This is a genomic window from Epilithonimonas tenax DSM 16811, from assembly GCF_000428485.1.
GTDB classification, from domain to species: domain Bacteria; phylum Bacteroidota; class Bacteroidia; order Flavobacteriales; family Weeksellaceae; genus Epilithonimonas; species Epilithonimonas tenax.
Genome location: NZ_AUAA01000003.1, coordinates 18,797 through 38,423, shown reverse-complemented (window position 1 = coordinate 38,423; position 19,627 = coordinate 18,797). Strand labels below are relative to the sequence as shown.

Annotated in this window: 20 protein-coding genes and 1 riboswitch; of the genes, 6 read left to right on the top strand and 14 right to left on the bottom strand. The window is 38.0% G+C overall.

Annotation, left to right across the window (positions count from 1 at the left end; all coding sequences use genetic code 11):
- Positions 1-43: 43 nt before the first annotated feature.
- Both F564_RS0102030 and F564_RS0102025 read right to left on the bottom strand, forming a co-directional pair.
- Positions 44-664 (bottom strand): hypothetical protein, encoded by a 621-nt coding sequence (locus F564_RS0102030; RefSeq protein WP_028121132.1) that lies wholly within the window; start codon positions 662-664, stop codon positions 44-46.
- A gap of 4 nt (positions 665-668) precedes the next feature.
- A complete protein-coding gene (locus F564_RS0102025) occupies positions 669-1,358 on the bottom strand; it encodes an LA_2272 family surface repeat-containing protein (protein ID WP_028121131.1) in 690 nt (229 codons plus the stop codon).
- 102 nt (positions 1,359-1,460) lie between these two features.
- Here F564_RS0102025 and F564_RS0102020 point away from each other — a divergent pair, with 102 nt between their 5' ends.
- On the top strand, positions 1,461-2,390 hold the full coding sequence (locus F564_RS0102020) for a hypothetical protein (protein ID WP_028121130.1): 930 nt from the start codon (positions 1,461-1,463) through the stop codon (positions 2,388-2,390).
- A 3-nt stretch (positions 2,391-2,393) separates the two neighbouring features.
- Here the strand turns inward: F564_RS0102020 and rimM are convergent, their stop codons facing one another.
- The 10 genes from rimM to mutY all read right to left on the bottom strand — a co-directional run bounded on the left by rimM (position 2,394) and on the right by mutY (position 12,614).
- Positions 2,394-2,936 (bottom strand): ribosome maturation factor RimM, encoded by a 543-nt coding sequence (gene rimM / locus F564_RS0102015; RefSeq protein WP_028121129.1) that lies wholly within the window; start codon positions 2,934-2,936, stop codon positions 2,394-2,396.
- A 182-nt stretch (positions 2,937-3,118) separates the two neighbouring features.
- A complete protein-coding gene (locus F564_RS0102010) occupies positions 3,119-3,691 on the bottom strand; it encodes a 30S ribosomal protein S16 (RefSeq protein ID WP_028121128.1) in 573 nt (190 codons plus the stop codon).
- A 261-nt stretch (positions 3,692-3,952) separates the two neighbouring features.
- On the bottom strand, positions 3,953-4,465 hold the full coding sequence (locus tag F564_RS0102005) for a nitroreductase family protein (protein ID WP_028121127.1): 513 nt from the start codon (positions 4,463-4,465) through the stop codon (positions 3,953-3,955).
- A gap of 118 nt (positions 4,466-4,583) precedes the next feature.
- The gene (locus F564_RS0102000) at positions 4,584-5,033 is read right to left on the bottom strand and encodes a GreA/GreB family elongation factor (RefSeq protein WP_028121126.1); all 450 of its coding nucleotides are present in this window, start codon (positions 5,031-5,033) and stop codon (positions 4,584-4,586) included.
- A gap of 118 nt (positions 5,034-5,151) precedes the next feature.
- The gene (bla, locus tag F564_RS0101995; protein ID WP_028121125.1) at positions 5,152-6,039 is read right to left on the bottom strand and encodes a class A beta-lactamase, subclass A2; all 888 of its coding nucleotides are present in this window, start codon (positions 6,037-6,039) and stop codon (positions 5,152-5,154) included.
- Positions 6,040-6,247: 208 nt separating this feature from the next.
- Positions 6,248-6,922, bottom strand: a complete 675-nt coding sequence (gene trmD, locus F564_RS0101990) for a tRNA (guanosine(37)-N1)-methyltransferase TrmD (protein ID WP_028121124.1) — start codon at positions 6,920-6,922, stop codon at positions 6,248-6,250.
- A 71-nt stretch (positions 6,923-6,993) separates the two neighbouring features.
- Positions 6,994-8,253: an NAD(P)/FAD-dependent oxidoreductase gene (locus tag F564_RS0101985; RefSeq protein WP_028121123.1), complete on the bottom strand. Its 1,260-nt coding sequence runs from the start codon at positions 8,251-8,253 to the stop codon at positions 6,994-6,996.
- Between the two features lie 149 nt (positions 8,254-8,402).
- Complete coding sequence (locus F564_RS0101980; RefSeq protein WP_028121122.1) at positions 8,403-9,473, bottom strand: YncE family protein; 1,071 nt, start codon at positions 9,471-9,473, stop codon at positions 8,403-8,405.
- Between the two features lie 13 nt (positions 9,474-9,486).
- On the bottom strand, positions 9,487-11,307 hold the full coding sequence (locus F564_RS0101975) for a TonB-dependent receptor plug domain-containing protein (protein WP_028121121.1): 1,821 nt from the start codon (positions 11,305-11,307) through the stop codon (positions 9,487-9,489).
- Between the two features lie 28 nt (positions 11,308-11,335).
- A riboswitch (cobalamin riboswitch) is annotated at positions 11,336-11,525 on the bottom strand.
- 30 nt (positions 11,526-11,555) lie between these two features.
- Positions 11,556-12,614: an A/G-specific adenine glycosylase gene (mutY, locus tag F564_RS18550; RefSeq protein WP_051259529.1), complete on the bottom strand. Its 1,059-nt coding sequence runs from the start codon at positions 12,612-12,614 to the stop codon at positions 11,556-11,558.
- Positions 12,615-12,661: 47 nt separating this feature from the next.
- On the opposite strand from mutY, the gene F564_RS0101965 reads away from it, so the two are divergent.
- Positions 12,662-12,952, top strand: coding sequence for an HU family DNA-binding protein (locus F564_RS0101965; protein WP_027383593.1), 291 nt, complete (start codon positions 12,662-12,664; stop codon positions 12,950-12,952).
- Positions 12,953-13,183: 231 nt separating this feature from the next.
- The gene (locus tag F564_RS0101960; protein WP_028121120.1) at positions 13,184-14,740 is read left to right on the top strand and encodes an Rne/Rng family ribonuclease; all 1,557 of its coding nucleotides are present in this window, start codon (positions 13,184-13,186) and stop codon (positions 14,738-14,740) included.
- 94 nt (positions 14,741-14,834) lie between these two features.
- On the opposite strand, the gene F564_RS0101955 is transcribed toward F564_RS0101960, so the two are convergent.
- Positions 14,835-15,041 (bottom strand): hypothetical protein, encoded by a 207-nt coding sequence (locus F564_RS0101955; protein ID WP_028121119.1) that lies wholly within the window; start codon positions 15,039-15,041, stop codon positions 14,835-14,837.
- 550 nt (positions 15,042-15,591) lie between these two features.
- On the opposite strand from F564_RS0101955, the gene porX reads away from it, so the two are divergent.
- The 3 genes from porX (at position 15,592) to F564_RS0101935 (ending at position 18,965) form a co-directional block, all read left to right on the top strand.
- Complete coding sequence (gene porX, locus F564_RS0101945; RefSeq protein WP_028121118.1) at positions 15,592-17,136, top strand: T9SS response regulator signal transducer PorX; 1,545 nt, start codon at positions 15,592-15,594, stop codon at positions 17,134-17,136.
- A 336-nt stretch (positions 17,137-17,472) separates the two neighbouring features.
- Complete coding sequence (locus tag F564_RS0101940) at positions 17,473-18,237, top strand: exodeoxyribonuclease III (protein WP_028121117.1); 765 nt, start codon at positions 17,473-17,475, stop codon at positions 18,235-18,237.
- 95 nt (positions 18,238-18,332) lie between these two features.
- On the top strand, positions 18,333-18,965 hold the full coding sequence (locus F564_RS0101935) for a trimeric intracellular cation channel family protein (protein ID WP_028121116.1): 633 nt from the start codon (positions 18,333-18,335) through the stop codon (positions 18,963-18,965).
- Between the two features lie 86 nt (positions 18,966-19,051).
- Here the strand turns inward: F564_RS0101935 and F564_RS0101930 are convergent, their stop codons facing one another.
- Complete coding sequence (locus F564_RS0101930; RefSeq protein ID WP_028121115.1) at positions 19,052-19,615, bottom strand: membrane protein; 564 nt, start codon at positions 19,613-19,615, stop codon at positions 19,052-19,054.
- Positions 19,616-19,627: the final 12 nt, after the last annotated feature.

The following is a 19,627-nucleotide window of genomic DNA, read 5'->3' as shown; positions in this document are numbered from 1 at the left end:
TACGAAAAAACGTTGTAATTAAGATGTAGTACATTTTAATGATTTAAAGTTTTATAGAAATCGTCGCTTCTGCGGAAAATACATTGAATTGATTTGGAACAGTTGTTTTGTACCAAAGTCCATACGGTGTGATGCTGGCTTTGATTCCAATTCCAATATTTCCTTTCCAAATCCGCAGTCCTTGCCCAAATTGCAAAGTGGGAATAGATTCTGCATCGATGATGATTTGAGTCGTATTTTCAATTTCAGGTTCACGGATTGGATCGTCCGGAATTCCGGTTCCGTCCACGAAAAGTGTGTTGAATGTTAACTCGCTTATCCATTCTATTTTTTGATTATTAATAGAAAATTCCTTCACAAGCCTTCCTCCAAGATTAAGAATATAGCCTTTGGATTCGATTTTATAAAAACTTCCATTCTTTCCGTAATCGAAATTGTAAATAGTCGCTCCGGATTTCAAATTTCCTCCTAATTCCAATCTTGTATCGGCTTCCATTGGATATCGATACCGGATTCCAAAAGCAAACGCGGGATTTGGTTTTGAAATTTTTGAAGAATTATCAGAAATGATTCCTAATTCGACAATCAACTTGTAATCTTTGCTTTCGGTTTGATTCTGAGCATTCGCCAGAATAATTCCCAAGAATATAAATAAGAATTTCATCGCTTTAAAAATTAATTAATGGTAAAGTTCTTTTCGAATTCTTGTTCCAAAATCCGATTTGCAAACCTCTGTTTTCGGATTTATTAATGACGCCTACTTGCAGACCTTTTAGTTTTTTAGTAGAATTATAAAACCCAATTTGAACACCGTTTCCTGAATTAATCTCATTAGCGAGACCAATTTGAAAACCATTGAATTTTTCAGCCCCGTTTGAAAATGAAAGTTGAAGTCCATTTCCTTTTTCGATAGAGTTATTCAGCCAGGAGATTTGTACGCCATGCATTTTTCCAATATTACTATTGAATCCATTTATCGAAATACCGTTGGTCTCCTGAGAAATATGATACATAGAAATCCCGATTCCGTTTAATTTTTTGCCGTCCATCATTCCTCCTGTCGAAATATGAAGGCCATTTACGGTCACAGTTTCCTCGCCTTCTTTAGGAAGTTCAATAGCTTTCGGAATTAATAAATATAATAACGTTACAGGATTAGCTTGAATATTAATGCCATTGATTCTTTGTTTCTGATAGGCATCAAAAATTCCGAGATTTAACCCATTTGTATTTCTTGCAACTTTTGAAGGATTGAAAGTGACCAACGCGGATTTTGGTTTTAAATCTTGCTTTAAGGAATCTTGTCCAAAAAAGAAGGTGCAAATAAAAATTGAGAGTATTAATAATTTCGTTTTCATAACAGTTGATTTTAATTATGAGTCAAAATTATATTTGAAACTCAAGCTTCTCAATGCGGAAAAGAATTAATGTTTTTTCTAAATTTGTGAAAATCGCAAAAGATGTATCAGGAACTTTTATTGAAACAGATTCGAAGCAAGATTGGAGACAAATCTCTGAACGATGAGATTGCCAATGTTCTCAACATCAGTTACGACGCATCGCACCGAAGAACCTCGATGAAATCTAAATTTTCTCTGGAAGAAAGTCTGGTTTTGGCAAAATTCTATAATATTTCGCTCGACAGTTTTATGGAAAGTAACAACCAAATCATTGCGAAGAAAACCAAGCCCATCAGAACGGTTACGGATTTGCTCAATTATTTTGATGACGCATTGCATCTTCTGAACGATTTCAAAATCAATAAAGAAACTGAGGTTTATTATTCCGCGAAGGATATTCCGTTTTTTTATACGATTTCGGACTCTGTGTTGTCGAGATTTAAGTTGTTTGTCTGGATGAATCTTCTTAATGAAAAAGATTTTATGCAACCATTCGACGATTTCAAATTAGAACGATATTCTGACAAAAGTGAGGATTTGAAAAACCTTTATGAAAATTTGAACGTGACAGAAATTTGGAACAACACGACCATTTCCAGCATTCTGAACCAGGTTTTATTTTATTCAGAAATCGAAATTCTGTCCAAGGAAACAGCGAAATTAATTCTCGAAGAACTAAAAATATTAGTCAAAAGCATCGAGAAAAAAGCAGAAAATAAAAACAAAAATTTCCATATTTATGCCCACGATATTTTGATTCTGAACAATAGTATTCTATTCAAAAATGAAGAAAAATCATCGCTTTTTGTGCCATTCAATATGTTTGGCTATATGATGACGGACGACCAAAGTACTTGCGATGACGCACTCAATTTCTTTCAGCATCAAATCAAGAGCTCAACATCGCTCAGTTTTTCCGGACAACGCGATCGTAAAAAATTTTTCAATTGTATGTTGGAGAGAATCGAAAGTGTGAAGAATTCGATTTAGAGATTACTCGTCTTTTTTCGAAGGAATCAGGAAAACATCCATCAAACCTTCCGGCAAAAACATTTTGATAAATTTCTCCTCACGGTTGACTTCCAGGATCCAGTCTTTGATAATCGGTATCACGATTTCTTTTCCGGAAAGGTCCAGAAAGAAATAGTTCTGAGTCGTCATATCATTGATAGAGACAATAGTGCCACAAGATTTTCCATCCTCTTCACGGATTTCGTAACCTATAACCTCGTGGTAATAGAATTTTTTCCCAGTCAGTGCAGGAAGCGTAGAAAGCGGAAGGTAAACACCTTTCCCAATGGATTGATTGACCAAAGCTTCGGAAGAATTTTTGAAAGTGATGATTTTGGTATCGCCTCTCTGCCATTGCTGTTTTTCAACAAAAAAAGGCACCAGCAAACCATTGATTTCCAAAAAAATCGATGTTAGTTTATCGTACATTTCAGGTTGGTCTGTGTCCAGTTTCAGGATCACGTTGCCTTGCAAGCCGTGCGTTCTGGTGATGGTTCCTAAAAAATAGCAGTCTTCTTTTCTCATGATTTCAAAAATTAATTTTCTTCTTTTCCCCAGCCCTAAAGGCTGGAAGAAACCTAGCGAAGTGGTTCGACGAAGTCAAAATCAAATTTCTCCCGTTAAGTTTGGGGAAACAAATTGGTTTTTATTAAACAACAAAGACACGAGATTATCGTGTCTTTGAGATTGTATCTTTTTGTAAAGAATTAAGCCTGAGTTTCTTCAGTTCCTTCTGCTTCAGCAGTTGGTTCTTCAGTCGCAGTTTCTTCAGTTGCAACTTCTTCAGCAGGTGCGTTTGCAGCCTCTTCAGCAGCTTTTGCATCAGCTTCAGCTTTCGCAGCAGCATCAATTCTTGCTTGGTTTACTTTAGCTTCAGCTTCCAAAGCCGCTTTCTTAGCGTCAGATTTTGCTGTAGATAAACCTTCAACTTTACCTAGTACTTTTGCTTCTTTACTTTCCAACCAAGCACCGAATCTCTTTTCAGCTTCAGCCTCGTCAAAAGCACCTTTAGCAACACCGCCTTGAAGGTGTTTTTTGTACAAAGCTCCTTTGTAAGAAAGGATCGCTCTTGCAGTGTCAGTTGGCTGTGCACCGTTGTTCAACCATTGTACAGCAGAATCTACATTCAATTCAATTGTAGCAGGGTTAGTAATTGGGTTATAGATCCCTAGTTTTTCGATGAATCTACCATCTCTTCTAGCTCTAGAATCTGCAACCACGATGTGGAAAAAAGGTTTCCCTTTAGATCCGTGTCTTTGTAATCTGATTTTTACTGACATAAATTTTAAAATTTTGGGAACACGTCCCGGTTAAATATTAAGTGCGCAAAGATAGAAAAATATTTTAATGTAACAATTTGAAAATCTAATAATCTACCAATTTGAAAATTATATTGTCACATAACATTTTTCAGGAGCCGGGAACCTGCTTTCCGTTGCAATCTTTTTTGCTTCACGTTTTGTCAAACCATGGTTCTGGAAGCCCGCGCAAAAAAGGATTTCCACTTCAATCAGGGCTAGGCTTTGGCAAAAAGTACAGATCTAAGCCAGGCTTCCCATATAAAACAAACCCAAACATTGCTGATTGTCTTCGATGGTGAAAGAGTCTTTCAATTGCTCAACAATTTTTGGAGAACTCCAGTAGCAACCGATATTATGTGCCGTACAAGTCAAATACATATTCTGAACGGCCATAGAAACGGCTGCAATCTCCTCCCAATCCGGAACCAACCCACTGTAGTTGACAACAATCGAAATCACTGCATTCGCTTTTGAGATTTTGAACCCGATATCATCGTATTTTTTCTGCAGAAACTGCGCTTCCGGTGTAGCGTTTTTATAGATTGTCTGAAGTTCTACTCCAAGCTTTTGTTTTTCCTCGCCTCGGAAAGTTTTGAAACGCCAAGGTTTCGTACGCTTGTGATTGGGAGCTAGAACGGCGTTGCTTAGGATTTCGTCAAGAATATGTTGGGGGATTTCTGCATCAGAGTAATCTTTTGGGAAGATGCTTCTGCGCTTTTCTATGATGTTTTTTAAAATTGTAGCGTTTTCCATATTCAAAGATACGGGAAGAAAAACAAAAGAGCAAAGAGGAAAGAAAAAAGAGTCAAGTAGTAACTACCCCCGTCAAAAATTGTTCAAATTTTCGCGACCCCTGCAAAGGATTGGGATTTTAAAAAACCTCCACAATCTCCTGCCCAATCTTGTTCAGGACGAAGGAGTCGCCGGGTTTCATTCCCATCATCGTCTGCGCCATTGGACTTTCTGGCGAGATGGCATAGAAGCGGTCGCCTTGGAAGAAAAATTCTCCCAAAGAAACCGAGATGTAAAAACGTGCTTTGTTGGTGATGACCAATGAGCCGAGTTTTACCTGATCCGAAACCGAATTCAGGACTTTTCTCATCGCCCGCTGCATATTTTTCAGCGACACCATTTGTTTGTCCAGAAGATAAATTTCTTCTTGGATTTCTTCTCTTATCGAATCGTATTTTGAAGTTTTCTTGATGTCTCGGCTGGCTTCCAGAGAGAAATTAAGGTAAAACTCAAGCGTTTTTACTTTCCCGGAAATGCTGTCATTCACAAAATTGCGCAACTCACTTTTATTATAAACCGTCTTCTGCATAAATCCAATTTTGAATAAAGATAATCATTAAAAAAATAAATAAAAAGCCTCTCTAAACATATTTAGAAAGGTATATTTCGACTATGAAAATCATAAATTATTCCAAAACCAAAGCTGTTTATTTATTGATAAAATAATTCCAGGTGGCTTTTGTGATATCGGCGATGATTTTCTCCGTGTCTTCCCTTGATTCGGTGATGTTTTTCAGGTAAATGGAAAGGATAAAATGTCTTCCATTCGGAAGTTTCACTATTCCAATATCGTTCATTGCGACACGCAGATTTTTATCATTCGTTCCGGAAATTCCTGTTCTGTGCGCCAATTCTGTTCCGTCGGGAAGTCCAGCTTTCATCCAAGTTGTTCCTCTCGAACATTCCACCATTATTTGGTAAAGATATTTTGTAGTAGCTTTTTTCAGAATGTTTCCTTTGTAGAATTTCTCTAATAATTCTGTCGTAGCTATCGGTGTTGTGGTGTTGATGTAAAGATTTTCCCAAGTTCGCATTTGGTCTTCATTCATTTTGATGGTGAAATCTTTTATTCCGCTTTTATTGATGAATTTCTGAACTGCTTCTGTACCGCCGATTAATTTCAAAAGAATGTCACAACCATTATTATCGCTGTGGGAAACGGTGTAGCGTAACAATTGGTCTAAGGTCACATCCATGTTTCCATCCGGGAATTCTTCACGCATTGGGCTCCAAGTATCTTTCTTTAGATCCTCTTTTTTGATGAAAAATTTCTGTTTCAAATTGCGTTTACCCTTATCCACTTCACTCAAAACTGCTAATGCAATATGGAATTTGAAAACGCTCATCATTGGCATCTTCATATTGCCGTTGATGCTCAAGGTGTCTTCATCTTCAATTCCTTTTATAGAAACACCAACTGTTGCATTCTTTGTGGAGATGATCCCATTAAGTTCTTTCCGAAGTTCAAGCAAGTGCTGAGCAAAGGCCTGAGCAGAGAAAAGGGCGAGGCAGAGGATTAATATTGATTTTTTCATTGGATAATATCAATTCAACAGTTTAGAATCGTTCACAATCTTTCTGATTTCCTGCTCAAAATAATAAGCAATACCGAAGTTTTCATTCGCTTGGTTTTCCCAAACGATAACGCTAGTTTTGGTTTTCGGATCGTATAAATGAGCCGCTGTAACACCTTCATCAGGATGAAAACCCGTGGGTTAAAAGTGTGGTTTTTATTTACGGAAATTAGTCCAAAAGATCAGGTCGTCTTTCCTTCGTCACTCGTACGGCTTCATCGTGCAGCCAATCTTCTATGGCAGCGGAGTTTCCACTCAGTAAGATTTTCGGGACAGATAATCCTTTGTAAGTTTCCGGTCTTGTGTAAATGGGCGGCGAAAGAAGATTATCTTGGAAACTGTCTGTCAAAGCGCTCTGCTCGTCATTTAGAACACCGGGCAGGAGCCGGATGATCGAATCTGCCAAAACACAGGCTGCTAGTTCGCCGCCAGTTAAAACATAATCGCCGATAGAAATTTCTTTGGTAATATGGAGGTCCCGTACACGTTGATCGACGCCTTTGTAATGTCCACAAAGGAAAATCAGGTTTTTTTTGATAGAAAGGGTATTGGCAATTCTTTGGTTGAGCGTTTCGCCTTCTGGCGTGAGATAGATGATCTCGTCGTAATCTCTCTGGGATTTCAATTCAGAAATGCAGAGATCCAGTGGTTCTACCGTCATGATCATTCCTGCGCCACCACCGTAGGGCTCGTCATCTACTTTACGATGTTTGCTGGTGCTCCAGTCTCTGATGTTGTGAAAATGCACTTCTGCCAATCCTTTTTCCATTGCTCTTTTCAGGATCGAAGTTTGAAATGGGCTTTCCATCAGTTCTGGAAGTACACTTATGATGTCTATGCGCATATTAATAAATGATGAATGATAGTGATAAGTGATGAATTGCAATCAATTATGATTTGCAACTATCGATTATATTACTGTTCTGTTGCGTTTTTTCTGCTTGGTGCAATAATCAGCCTCAATGAAGAGTCTTTATTGATGTAACTCCACATCCAGTTGAAGAAAATTGCGATCTTGTTTCTGACACTCAGAATCAGCATCAAATGTAAGAACATCCAGAAATACCAAGCAAGGAATCCCTGAAATTTAAATTTCGGAAGATCTACCACCGCGCGGTGTTTCCCAATGGTGGCCATGGATCCGCGGTCTGTATATTCGTACTGTTTCCAATCTTTTTCAGATTTTTTTTTGAAATTACGAGCCAGATTTTTCCCCTGATTGATGGCGACATTCGCTAACTGAGGATGTGCCTGCGGATACTTTGGTGTTTCCATGTAAGCGATGTCACCTATGGCAAAAATATTATCGAAGCCTTTTACTTTGTTGTATCTGTCGACGATGTATCTGTTTTTTATCAGATTTTCTTTGTTAAAATCATCAATGATATTGCCTGTGACACCGGCTGCCCAAATGACATTGTTGGTTGGGATAGAGTTTCCGCTTTTCATATAGATCACCTCACCGTCGTAATCGGTGACGCGCTCATTTTTCATGAAAGTGACGCCTAACTGAATCAGATATTTCTCTGCAGCATCTTGGGATTCCTGACTCATTGCGTCCAGAGGTTTGTCACTGGAACTGATGAGAATGATGTTAAGATCTGAGAAATTCATTCTTGGATAATCTCTTGGCAGTATGCTGGATTTCATTTCAGAAAATGCACCCGCTAATTCCACGCCTGTTGGTCCGCTTCCTACTATGACAAGGTTCCAATTTCCATCATCACTGGCTTTTCTTTCAATAATCATTTTTTCGAAAGTCATTAAGATATGATTTCGGATCGTGATGGCTTCCTGCGTGTTTTTCATTCCCAGTGCCAGCTTTTGCATCTTTTCGTTTCCGAAAAAGTTGGTTTTGCAACCAGTCGCGATCACGAGTTTGTCGTACGTGAAAACGCCGTCGTCTCCAATGACTTTATTTTCGGCTGGGATGATCTGTTTCACCTCCGTCATCCGGAACTGGATATTCTTGGATTTCTGAAATATTTTTCTGAAGGGGAAGGAGATATTGGATGGCTCGATTCGGCCTGTTGCTACTTGATAAAACAACGGCTGGAACATGTGGTGGTTCATCTTGTCGATGACCATGACTTTGTATTTTCCCTGGTTGTTAAGATGACGTGCAATTTGCAAACCTGCGAAACCACCTCCGATAATGACAATCTTTTCCCTCATTGCGAATTTTTTACAAAATTAAGGTTTATTTTTTGAGTTTTGGATAATGCAAATAGTATGCTTAAATCTGCATTCATTAATACTGGAGTGTTTCCAAAAAAGCCTTGTCAAATTTTGACAAGGCTCTTAGCGTAATTAACTAATGAAAATTAATTTTTGTAAAAGGCATTAACGCCCACTCCTGCCGAAAATGTTTTCGTCAAAGTTCCTTGCATAGAATAAATGAAGATCTTGCTTGGACCATTGAAATTAACGTCAGAGATGTAAATTTTATCATCGATAATATTAAATCCGTATAGATATAATCCTGTTGTTTTGCTGTATTTGAAAAGTTTTGTAGCGGTGGTAGTGGCTGCGGTACCCTTGCTGTAAATGTTGCCATCCGAGTCTGCAAAGTACAATTTGTTGTCTGAGAATCTCAGTTTACTGGCTCTTATTCCAGTTAATTTGGAAGTGGTGAAAGTGCCGGATTTTGCATCGATTTCATAAATGTAAGAATCTGAATTTCCTGTAGAAAGTACATACGCATAGCCGTTTCCGGAAACTAAATCACTGATGATGCCGTTGTCTGTGAGTGTGATGGTTTTATCCACCGTGTTGGTTGCGGAATTGATTGTCGTGATCGTATGCCCTGATGGAATTTCGTTGTAAGGAGGCGTGCTTTCGTACGTAGAGCCGTCGGTCTGTACCACGATTTGATCTCCAACATTCACGATTTTTTCGGCATATCTGTTAAAAGATAATTTTTTAACTGGTGCAAAAGTGGAGGCGTTATAAACATTCACTTCGTATTTGCTGAAGAAATCGTTGCTTGTAACATACACATAGTTACCTGTAAATGCAATTCCCCTTGGTTGCTCCACCTGGAAAGTGGTCGTTTTTTTAAAAGTATAACGGTCTACAACGTCTACTTTATTTGAGTTGTTAACTACTAAGAATGCCTTGTCGTCTTTGAAGGCAATCGTCTGCAAAATATCTCCTAAAGGCTGGTTCGCATTATTGGTTGCGAAGATATTTTCCAGGAAGGTAGACTGATCGGCAGAAAGATAAGACACTTCTGCTTGGTTCTTATTAAAACCACCTTCAATACCCATCAGGATCCCACCTTCATAAGCGCCTTTTGTGCCGCCGTCGGTTTCGATAAATTCATCGTCTTTACAGGCTGTTGTTAGAAGCAATGTTGCGGCAAAAAAGCCTGCTAGTAATTTTCTGATTTTCATAAGATTTTATAGATTAAAAATTTAAATTCAAATTGACGGCAAAATTCCGTTTCGGCATATAATAACCGTAGACAGTTCTGTAAATTTTGTCTGTAATATTGTTGACTTTGATCCCGACTTTGGCACCTCTGATGATTTGTACAAATACACCGGCATTACATAGGGCGAAGGACTCCAAAGCCAATTTTTCCGACTCTTCAGAATCGCTGAAGATTCTTCCATTCCAGAGGCCCTGAGCAAAAATCTCATACCTTTTATATTGATAAGAAAAAAAACCATTCAGATTATGAAAAGGAACGTAAGGCAGCTGCTTTTTCAGTTTTTCATCTGTAGATTTGGTGTAGGAATAGGAAATTTGCGTTTTTACCTGATGGTGATTCTTGGTATAATCATATCCAATCTGCGCTTCCAGGCCCCAGGATCTGACTTTTTCTGTATTGGTGACTGCGTACAAGCCAGTTGGGTTGGGAATCCATCTTATCATATCTGTGATGTCCATAATGTAAGATGTGACGGAAAATTTCAAGTTCTTGTATTTAAGCATTTGAGATAATTCTGCCTGGTGAGAAGTTTCAGATTTTAAATCTAAACTGCCACCTGGTTCCCAGTACAGATCATTGAAACTTGGTGCTCTGAAGTTTTTTGAGAGATTAAATTTCATCTGATACCAAGATGTTGGCAAGAATTCAATTCCGGCAGAAAACAGATAAGGACTGACGAAATCTTCTACGAAATCTTTCTTGGCGCCAGCTTCCAGGAACAGGTTTTTCAATGCATGATTTCGGTATAAAACTGCAATAGAGCCTTGATTTCTGTTGGAAGGCAAACGGTTGGTATTAAGGCTTTCAGATTTTATATAATTGTACTCTAAGATTGTATTGATGGAAGATTTTTCAGTGAAAGCATAATTAAAATCGGTCTTTAAAATATATTGTCCGGAACTACCTCCACTTTTAGAGTCCTTTCTGTCAGAATTTGCAAAATACTGGTAATCATCTGTCAAATACGCAATTTTGAATTCGTTGCTGAGTTTTGTCTTCTTCAATTTCCAGCCAAGAAGACTTCGGAAATTTTGGGTGTCATATTTTGTGGGTGTAGAAAATTCAGATAAAAGGGCATATTTTTGAACACCGTCAAACAGTTGGGTCTGCCAATACAACTCATTTTCAGCGGATATTTTATGCGCCATTCCAAGATTGAATGCTGAGTTTTGATACGCGCCATTTCTGTTCTTATAATATTTTTCTTCCACTTCATACGCGTTTTCACTTTGCGAATGGTTGATGTTAACATTGAAGCTTAGATTTGCTGTACTGAGTTTTGCCGACGCAACCGAGTTACTTGTCGTAAACGAACTGTATTCTGAGAAAAGTTTTCCTTCAAAACCACGGTTAAAAAGCAATGTGTTGTTTAGGTGAATAGAACCGCCAATAGCACCGCTACCATAGATCACGCTGCCACCACCATATTTGATTGCGACATTTTCATAACTCAGCGGACTCATCGTATTTAGATCGCCTTGTCCCAGAAAAGGTGAGTTGACATTGATTCCGTTCCATACAAAAGCCGTCTGTTGAGCTGTAGTTCCCCGGAAAGAGGGCGATGAAGTGGCACCACGGCCATTTTCTTTGATGTAGATATTGGAGTTGAACCTTAGAAGATCGGATAAAGAAGTAGAATTTTCCAGAATTTTATCAGAACTTAGATGGTTGATTTTTGCTGTTTTCGAAACTTTAGCGAATTGATTGTCGATAAATACAGTATCAATCAGTCTTTCCTGAGCGGAAACCTGATGCAGAACGAGCAGAGAAAAAAATGTAAATAAACGTTTCATGATAACCTGCCTTTCCTCCGAAAGCATTTGTTTTAAATTATTTCTGGCAGGTCTCCTGACTTTCGCTGATTTTGCGCCTTCTCATCCACCTTGGGCAGACAATGGCATTGTTGCAAAATACTTTTGTTGCGATCTACAGTTGCGGGGACAGTTGAAGATTTACGCTTCATTCCCTTTTAATCCCGAAACATTCGGGAACCAAAATCTCGGCAAATATACTGAAGTTCAATTAATATTTTGAAATTAGTTTAAAAAGGAAATTTTCCAATTTCCGGGATCTCTCTTTGCTTGTAAAAATTTTCTAATGGTTTTGGGAAAGATTTTTCGTCAGCTTGGTTTTCATCAACAATCAAATAGTCATAATCAGAGGCACATTTTTCAAGTTCTTTTTTTGATTCCAATGCGATGGTGTTGATCTCTATCGTCATGTTTTTATGCGTCAGTTTGTGGTTGATGATTTTGGATTGGATGATCAATTCTTCCCAAGCTCCAGGAACCGAAGTCGGGAATTCATACAGTTTTTTCCAGATGAAATCGTTAGCTCTTTGTTTGATGAGAAACTGGTTTTGAAATTTGATAAAGTAATATTTCAGATTCAGATCTGTGACTTTTGTCTTTTTGGTTTTCACGGGGAATTCGGAGATTCTGCCAGTTTGGAAGGCGATGCAGTCATCATTCACCGGGCAGTCACCGCACAGTGGATTTTTGGGCTTGCAAATTTCCGAACCAATGTCCATAATGGCCTGATTAAAGTCACCTGGTTTGTCTTCTGGCATAATTAATAAGGCCAGATCTGTGAAATATTGAAACGCCTTAGAGTTTGACATATCAAAACTATCCGCAAAAATCCTCGACAAAACCCGGTAGAAATTACCATCAACCGCCGGTATTTTTTCATCGAAACAAATGCTTGCCACTGCAGCAGCGGTGTATTTTCCGACACCTTTGAGTGTCAGGATATCCTGGTAATGCGTCGGGAATTTCCCATCAAATTCCTCGATGATCTGGTGCGCCGCTTTGTGAAGATTGATTGCCCGGGAATAATAGCCCAAGCCTTTCCAGTAAAGCAATACCTCGTCTTCGGGAGCTTGGTGAAGTTCCTCTACATTCGGGAATCTTTCTATAAACCTGAGGTAATGTCCGAGACCTTGTTTGACCTGCGTTTGTTGCAAAAGGATTTCGGATATCCATATATGATAAGGATATTGGTTTTCTCTCCAGGGAAGTTGTCTGGCATTCGTATCGTACCACTTTATGAGCTTTTTTCCAATGTGAAGAAAATCAGCATTTTGTTTGTTTGTTTTCAAAAATATGTATTATATTTGCACACCAAAAATATAAAGAAAATTAGAAAATGACAAAGGCAGAATTGGTAAATACCATCTCGAACAAGCTGGGAGTAGAAAAGAATGATACACAGAAAGTTATAGAGGCTTTCATGCAGGAGATCAGAACGTCTATGTATAACGGAGATAACGTTTACTTAAGAGGTTTTGGGTCATTCATCATCAAAACAAGAGCGGCTAAGACAGGCAGAAATATTTCTAAGAATACAGCAATAGAGATCCCTGCTCATAATATCCCGGCTTTCAAACCTTCAAAAACTTTTGTAGAAAAAGTGAAAACCAAAGTTGCAGTAAAATAAAATAATTAACTAACGTATAAAAATATAAATTATGCCAAGCGGAAAAAAAAGAAAGAGACATAAGGTTGCAACTCACAAAAGAAAGAAAAGAAGAAGAGCAAACAGACATAAGAAGAAATAATTTATTATTTTAACGTCTTACACATATAAATATAGTTGGTTCTATTGCCAACTATATTTTTGTTTTATATTTACAACCTAATCTTAGTAAAAAAACCAGTTTATGAAGTTATGAAGAAAGAACTGATAATTTCCAATGAGGAAGACGCTTCAAAGATCGCATTGTTGGAAGATGGACGCCTTTTTGAACTTCACGAGCAGAAAACCAAATCCGATTTTGTAGTTGGAGACCTTTTTTTAGGGAAAATAAAAAAACTTGCCCCGAACTTAAACGCTGCTTTCGTAAGCATTGGAACAGACAAAGATGCATTCCTGCATTATCAGGATCTAGGCCCACAATTTCTCTCCTACAAGAAGTTTCTCAAAAATACCCTCGCCAAAAAACAGCAGACGCCAAGTCTCAAAAATGCTGAACATGCCAAGGATATAGACAAAATGGGAATGGTGGACAAAGTACTGACTGCCGGTGATGTTGTCCTTCTTCAGATCACAAAAGAACCAATCTCTACCAAAGGGCCACGTATTTCTACGCAAATCTCTCTCACAGGACGATTTTTGGTTCTAATTCCTTTTGATAACAAAATTTCGATTTCCAAAAAAGTGAGTGACGGTGCTGAAAAAGAACGCCTCAAAACTTTGATCGAAAGTATCCGTCCGGAAGGTTTTGGGGTCATCATCAGAACAGTAGCAGAAGGAAAAAAAGTAGCTGAACTTCATAATGATATGAATCAGCTGGTGAAAAAGTGGGAAACAAGCTTCAAAAATATTCAGAAAAATAAAGTTCCGAGTAAGATCCTAAGTGAGGAAGACAAAGCATCTTCTATTCTTCGCGACAACTTCAACCAGGATTTTGTCAGCATCATCTGTGATGACGAAAAAATGGTAGAAGATATGAAAGCTTACATCGAGGTCATTGCTCCTGAAAGAAAAAACATCGTTCAGTTTTACGATTCTCATATTCCGCTTTTGGAATATTACAATGTCGAAAAACAGTTGAAGCAGAGTTTCGGGAAACACGTGAATATCCCCGCTTCCAAAGGTGCGTATCTCGTGATCGAGCATACAGAAGCACTTCACGTGGTGGATGTGAATTCCGGAAACAATATTTCTTCATCTTCTACTAATAAAATGCACGCATTGACAGTCAATAAAATGGCAGCCACAGAAATTGCAAGGCAACTTCGTCTTCGTGATATGGGCGGCATCATCGTGGTGGATTTTATTGATATGGTAGATGCAGAACACAGAAAGGAACTGTACGAACATTTCCGGGACGAAATGAAGCGTGACAAGGCAAGACACAAGATTCTCCCACCTTCGAAGTTTGGTCTGATCCAAATGACAAGACAGCGCGTCCGCGCAGAAAAAAGCATAGAAACCAACGAAGAAAATCCGAATAAGGACGGCGAGATCATCGCCCCGATCGTGATTATCGAAAAGATGGAAGATTCTATCAAAACACTTATGCAGACAGAGAAAGGAAAGCTTTTCCTTCACGTGCATCCATTTGTAGAAGCTTATCTGACCAAAGGTCTGGCAAGCATCCAGAACAAATGGTTTCTGAAGTACAAAAAATGGGTAACAATCATTCCTAGAGATTCTTTCAAGATGTTGGAGTTTCATCTCTACAATGCAGAGAAAAAGGAATTGATTAGCTTTTCCAATTAATAAAACACAAAAGGTCGCTGGAAAAACAGCGACCTTTTTTATGATTAGTAAGCTTGTTTCTAAGAAGCAAGATGAGTTTTCGAAAAAGTAAACCTTATTCACTAAGTCTTTTACCCTCATATTTCGCCCTTTCCGTTCTCAAAGAAACCAACCAATCCAAATACATATTTTCAGGCATACTGCGGTAGCCTATTTGATGGATGTGTGCATATTTCTTGTTCATCAAATCAAATAATTCTTTGGCGTCTGGTTCATTTATTACGGCTTGAATATCCTTTTGTATTTTACTCCAATATTCCATTGTCCGTTTTGAGAAAAATATCTCGTGGTTCCAAAAAAACCATCATAACTGCCCTTATATCCACCAGATGAAAATTCGGTGGAATAAAAAAATACCCAGTGATTTTAAAAAAAATAATTAGTCACTCCTTAAAATACAATTAACGCACTGAATATTAATATTTTAAATATCAATCTACTTGTTTTTCCTTGCAAAAATTTGTATCTTAGAACTTTAAAACCTTGCAAATATGTTGGGAAAAAATCCAGAAAGACTGCCAGAATTATTCCGCCCTATGTTGGTGGATTTTATCAATAGCAAGCATGAACTCGTTTTACTTTCAGAAAAAATTGATAATTGAAGATTGAGTTAACATAAAATATTTGTGTTTTTATCTTCTAAAATAATAAATTTCTAAAAGATTTAAAAATATATTGATATACTGAGCCTGATAATTGATTGTAAAATTAAATTTTCCTTTAACTAATATTTAACGCCCATCTTCGGTTATTTACATATTATTGTGATATTTTGGTCATACTTTTGATACTTTAAACTTAAATAAAAATATATGTCAGGAAAAATTTTATGGATCGATGATGAAGTAGATCTGCTCAAACCTCATATTGTCTTTTTGGAAAATAAAGGCTACAGTGTAACACCAGTAAACAATGTAAATGAGGCTTTGGAATTGATAGAAAAAGAAAGATTCGTGCTGACACTTCTTGACGAAAATATGCCTGGGATTTCTGGTCTGGAAGCTATTCCAATGATCAAAGAAAAAGATAATGCGATCAAAATCGTGATGGTGACCAAAAGTGAAGAAGAGCACATTATGGAGCAGGCCATCGGCTCGCAGATCGAAGATTATATCCTGAAACCAGTGAATCCAAACCAAGTCCTTTTGTCACTCAAAAAGATTTTGCAAAGTGAATCGCTTGTAGAGCAGAAAACAATTGTAGATTATCAGCAGGAGTTCAGAAACCTGAGTATGGAGCTGTCCTACCTCAGAACTTATCAGGATTGGGCAGAATATTACAAGAAAATCCTGAACTGGGAAGTCAAATTTGATAAAGTTTCTGATAACGAGTTTGCAGATCTGCTTCAGAATCAAAAAGAAGAAGCCAATATTCAGTTTTCGAAATTCATAGAAAATAATTACGAAGAATGGCTTACTGGTAGTAACAAACCAATGATGAGCCACACGCTCTTCAAAGACAAAGTGAAACCGGAACTGGAGGAAGAAAAAGTGCTTCTTTTGATGATCGATAATCTGAGATACGACCAGTGGAAAGTGATAGAACCTCTGTTCACCAAGTTCTACAACAAAACGTCCGAGGATTATTATTTCAGTATTTTGCCAACGGCGACTCAGTATGCAAGAAACTCATTTTTTGCAGGTTTGATGCCATCAGAAATCGAAAAAAGATTCCCGAACAATTGGTTCAATGACAACGAAGAAGGCAACAAAAACGAATTCGAAAGAGACTTCCTGGAAGATCAGATGAAACGTCTGGGATTGTCCGGCAAATCTATGAAATACCTGAAAATCCTGAATTCGGATTTTGAACGCAAAGTTTTAGAAGATTTTAATCAACATAAAAACAATGATTTGCTAGTCATTGTTTACAACTTTATAGACATCCTGTCTCACGCAAAAACAGACAATAGTATCGTCAATCAATTAATTAGAGATGATAAAACCTTTAGATCTCTGACATACAATTGGTTCGAAAACTCATCTTTGCTGAAAATCATCAAGGCCGCCGCAGAAAGTGGATTCAAATTGGTCATCACCACAGATCACGGCACAATTTATGTTAAAAAACCTAGTAAGGTCGTGGGCGACAGAGAAACGTCTACCAACATTCGATACAAAACCGGACGAAGCTTAACCTACGAAGACAAAGACGTTTGGGCGGTAAATGATCCCGGCAAACTCTTTCTACCAAAGGGAAATCTAAGTTCAAAATATATATTTGCGAAGAACAATATTTTCTTAGCATACCCAAAAAACTATAATCACTTTGTGAATTATTACAAAGAAACTTATCAGCATGGTGGGATTTCCCTCGAGGAGGTCATCATCCCGATCAGCATATTGGAACCCAAATAGTTTTTTCATAGTTTATTAGATTTGGGTTTATCAGGGCGGAAGAAGCGCATGCTTTTTCCGCCTTTTTATGTTTCGGAGCAAGACGTTTGGTACTTCTTTTCACCAGTCCAACCCGCTATCCACTCTATCTTTTTTGCTTTCAGAACGTTTTGTGATCCAAATAAAATGTCCTCAAAAAGCAAAAAAGGATGCCGTTCCTATCGGGGCTATGCTGAGGTTTGGTATCTCTTTTCACCTTTCAAAAAGTCGAATCCAATATTTCTTTTGACCATTCAATCCAAATTCCCGAACTTTGAAAAATCATTCGTCCACCATCATTTATCAATTATAAAAACTATGAAAATCATTTCCTACAACGTCAACGGCATCCGCGCGGCATTTACAAAAGACTTCCTCGGCTGGCTCAATGTTGCAAGTCCGGATGTCATATGCATTCAGGAAAGCAAGGCAGGAAATGACCAAATCGATATAGAAAGTCTGGAAAAAGCCGGTTATTACAGTTATTGGCATTCTGCAGTGAAGAAAGGTTACAGCGGTGTGGGAATCGCTTCCAAAGTAAAACCAAACCACGTAGAATCTGGTTGTGGCATTGAAAGTTATGACAACGAGGGCAGAATTATCCGTGCCGATTTCGACGGCTTTTCCGTGATTTCTGTTTACGTGCCATCTGCTTCCAATATCGAAAGACTGGAATTTAAAATGCAGTTCTGTTTTGACTTTTTAGAATACATTAAGGAACTCAGAAAAACCATCCCAAATCTCATCATCAGCGGCGATTTCAATATCTGCCACGAATCGATTGACATTCACAATCCGGTGGGTTTGGCCAACACATCAGGATTTCTCCCAATGGAGCGGGAATGGCTGACCAATTTTATGAAAGAAAATAGTCTCACAGACAGTTTCAGACATTTCAATGACCAGCCGGACCAATATTCCTGGTGGAGTTACAGGGCTGGTTCCAGGGCAAGAAACAAAGGCTGGCGTTTGGATTACAACTTCGTCTCAGAACCGTTGAAAGACAAAATGACCAGAGCCCTCATTCTGCCCGAGGTCAAACATTCTGACCATTGTCCGGTGATGGTGGAACTGAGTTTATAGATGATAAATGATAATCGATAATTGATTTTCATTAGCGATTATTTTTTTATCTAACGTCATCATTTATCATTAATCAATCATCATTTATAAAAACCGTGCACGAACAATTTAATCTTATTATAGAAATCCTTGGAACCATTTCCTTCTCGATGTCGGGCAGTTTTGCAGCGATGCAAAAACGTCTGGATCCTTTCGGTGTTTTGATTATTGCCTTTGTTACATCGGTTGGTGGCGGAACGGTGAGAGATCTTTTGCTGGATGTTCCGGTGTTTTGGATGACAGATCTGCTAACATTTGTTCTGATTCTTGCCACGTGTGTATTTTCTATGATTTTCAAATCGATTGAGAAAAACTTCCGGGTGACGCTGTTTATCTTTGATAGTTTTGGATTGGGACTGTTTACGATTATCGGCATACAAAAAGGGCTTAATGAAGGTTTTCATCCCTTGATCTGTTTGACTTTGGGGACTATCACCGGCTGTTTTGGTGGGATCATCCGTGATATTTTGCTGAACCGGATTCCATTGATTTTCAGAAAAGAAATCTATGCAACGGCCTGTATATTGGGTGGTGGTGCATTCCTCTTATTGACAAGGTTTTCTACACTTTCTTATACTTTTGTTCAGGTTTTTACCATTGTTCTTATCGTTACGATCAGAACCCTGGCCGTAAAATACCACTGGAGAATCCCAAAATTCTACGGTTACGAAAGCAATCAGGAAATGTAAGACATTAAAAAAGGATCGAAAAATTATTCCGATCCTTTTTATTGTTAAGTCATTGATCAAAATCTGACCTATAAACTTTATTAATTTTAGAATTTCCCTCTTATTCTCATATTAGGGTTGTGCATATGTTTTTGCATTGTCGGCATTTTCATCTGATCTTTGATCATCTTGATCTGATCTGTCATCATTCCCGCAGAGTCCAGCTGTTTTGCTTCTTCAAGTAATTTCTGAGCTTCAGATTTTCTTCCCTTTGCAAGTGCGGACGCAGCAAGATTCAGTTTTGCCATTGCTCTGTCGTGCTTCATATTCAATCCGTAATCCAATGCTTTTCTCATCAATCCTTCTGTTTTTTGAGGATTATCCTGAGCCGTTGTCAACGCTTGCAGGTAATGAAAATAACCGTATTGGCTTTTGTGAAGCTGAGATTTATAATCTGTAATGTTGGATAAAAACTTGGATGCTTTTTCCATATTTTGTTTTCGCAATTGCCAGAAAGCCAAAAGGATATTTTCATTTTTGAAGAAAAGTGCAATTGGAATAGCGGAAAGAATAACCACAACTACGCCCCAGCCAATATTCCGGTTGAACATCAGATAGACACCCAAAGCGATAATGATTGCCGCAATTACAAATTTTATGTATTTGTTCATGTTTAAAATTTA

What these genes read in the sequence shown, in the direction of transcription:
- F564_RS0101960 (WP_028121120.1), top strand. Translation starts at nt 13,184, where the DNA reads ATGAAGAAAGAACTGATAATTTCCAATGAGGAAGACGCTTCAAAGATC.
- F564_RS0101930 (WP_028121115.1), bottom strand. Translation starts at nt 19,615, where the DNA reads ATGAACAAATACATAAAATTTGTAATTGCGGCAATCATTATCGCTTTG.
- F564_RS0101940 (WP_028121117.1), top strand. Translation starts at nt 17,473, where the DNA reads ATGAAAATCATTTCCTACAACGTCAACGGCATCCGCGCGGCATTTACA.
- F564_RS0101980 (WP_028121122.1), bottom strand. Translation starts at nt 9,473, where the DNA reads ATGAAAATCAGAAAATTACTAGCAGGCTTTTTTGCCGCAACATTGCTT.
- trmD (WP_028121124.1), bottom strand. Translation starts at nt 6,922, where the DNA reads ATGCGCATAGACATCATAAGTGTACTTCCAGAACTGATGGAAAGCCCA.
- F564_RS0102010 (WP_028121128.1), bottom strand. Translation starts at nt 3,691, where the DNA reads ATGTCAGTAAAAATCAGATTACAAAGACACGGATCTAAAGGGAAACCT.
- F564_RS0102025 (WP_028121131.1), bottom strand. Translation starts at nt 1,358, where the DNA reads ATGAAAACGAAATTATTAATACTCTCAATTTTTATTTGCACCTTCTTT.
- bla (WP_028121125.1), bottom strand. Translation starts at nt 6,039, where the DNA reads ATGAAAAAATCAATATTAATCCTCTGCCTCGCCCTTTTCTCTGCTCAG.
- F564_RS0102000 (WP_028121126.1), bottom strand. Translation starts at nt 5,033, where the DNA reads ATGCAGAAGACGGTTTATAATAAAAGTGAGTTGCGCAATTTTGTGAAT.
- F564_RS0101955 (WP_028121119.1), bottom strand. Translation starts at nt 15,041, where the DNA reads ATGGAATATTGGAGTAAAATACAAAAGGATATTCAAGCCGTAATAAAT.
- F564_RS0102020 (WP_028121130.1), top strand. Translation starts at nt 1,461, where the DNA reads ATGTATCAGGAACTTTTATTGAAACAGATTCGAAGCAAGATTGGAGAC.
- porX (WP_028121118.1), top strand. Translation starts at nt 15,592, where the DNA reads ATGTCAGGAAAAATTTTATGGATCGATGATGAAGTAGATCTGCTCAAA.
- F564_RS0101975 (WP_028121121.1), bottom strand. Translation starts at nt 11,307, where the DNA reads ATGAAACGTTTATTTACATTTTTTTCTCTGCTCGTTCTGCATCAGGTT.
- F564_RS0102005 (WP_028121127.1), bottom strand. Translation starts at nt 4,465, where the DNA reads ATGGAAAACGCTACAATTTTAAAAAACATCATAGAAAAGCGCAGAAGC.
- F564_RS0102030 (WP_028121132.1), bottom strand. Translation starts at nt 664, where the DNA reads ATGAAATTCTTATTTATATTCTTGGGAATTATTCTGGCGAATGCTCAG.
- F564_RS0101985 (WP_028121123.1), bottom strand. Translation starts at nt 8,253, where the DNA reads ATGAGGGAAAAGATTGTCATTATCGGAGGTGGTTTCGCAGGTTTGCAA.
- F564_RS0101965 (WP_027383593.1), top strand. Translation starts at nt 12,662, where the DNA reads ATGACAAAGGCAGAATTGGTAAATACCATCTCGAACAAGCTGGGAGTA.
- rimM (WP_028121129.1), bottom strand. Translation starts at nt 2,936, where the DNA reads ATGAGAAAAGAAGACTGCTATTTTTTAGGAACCATCACCAGAACGCAC.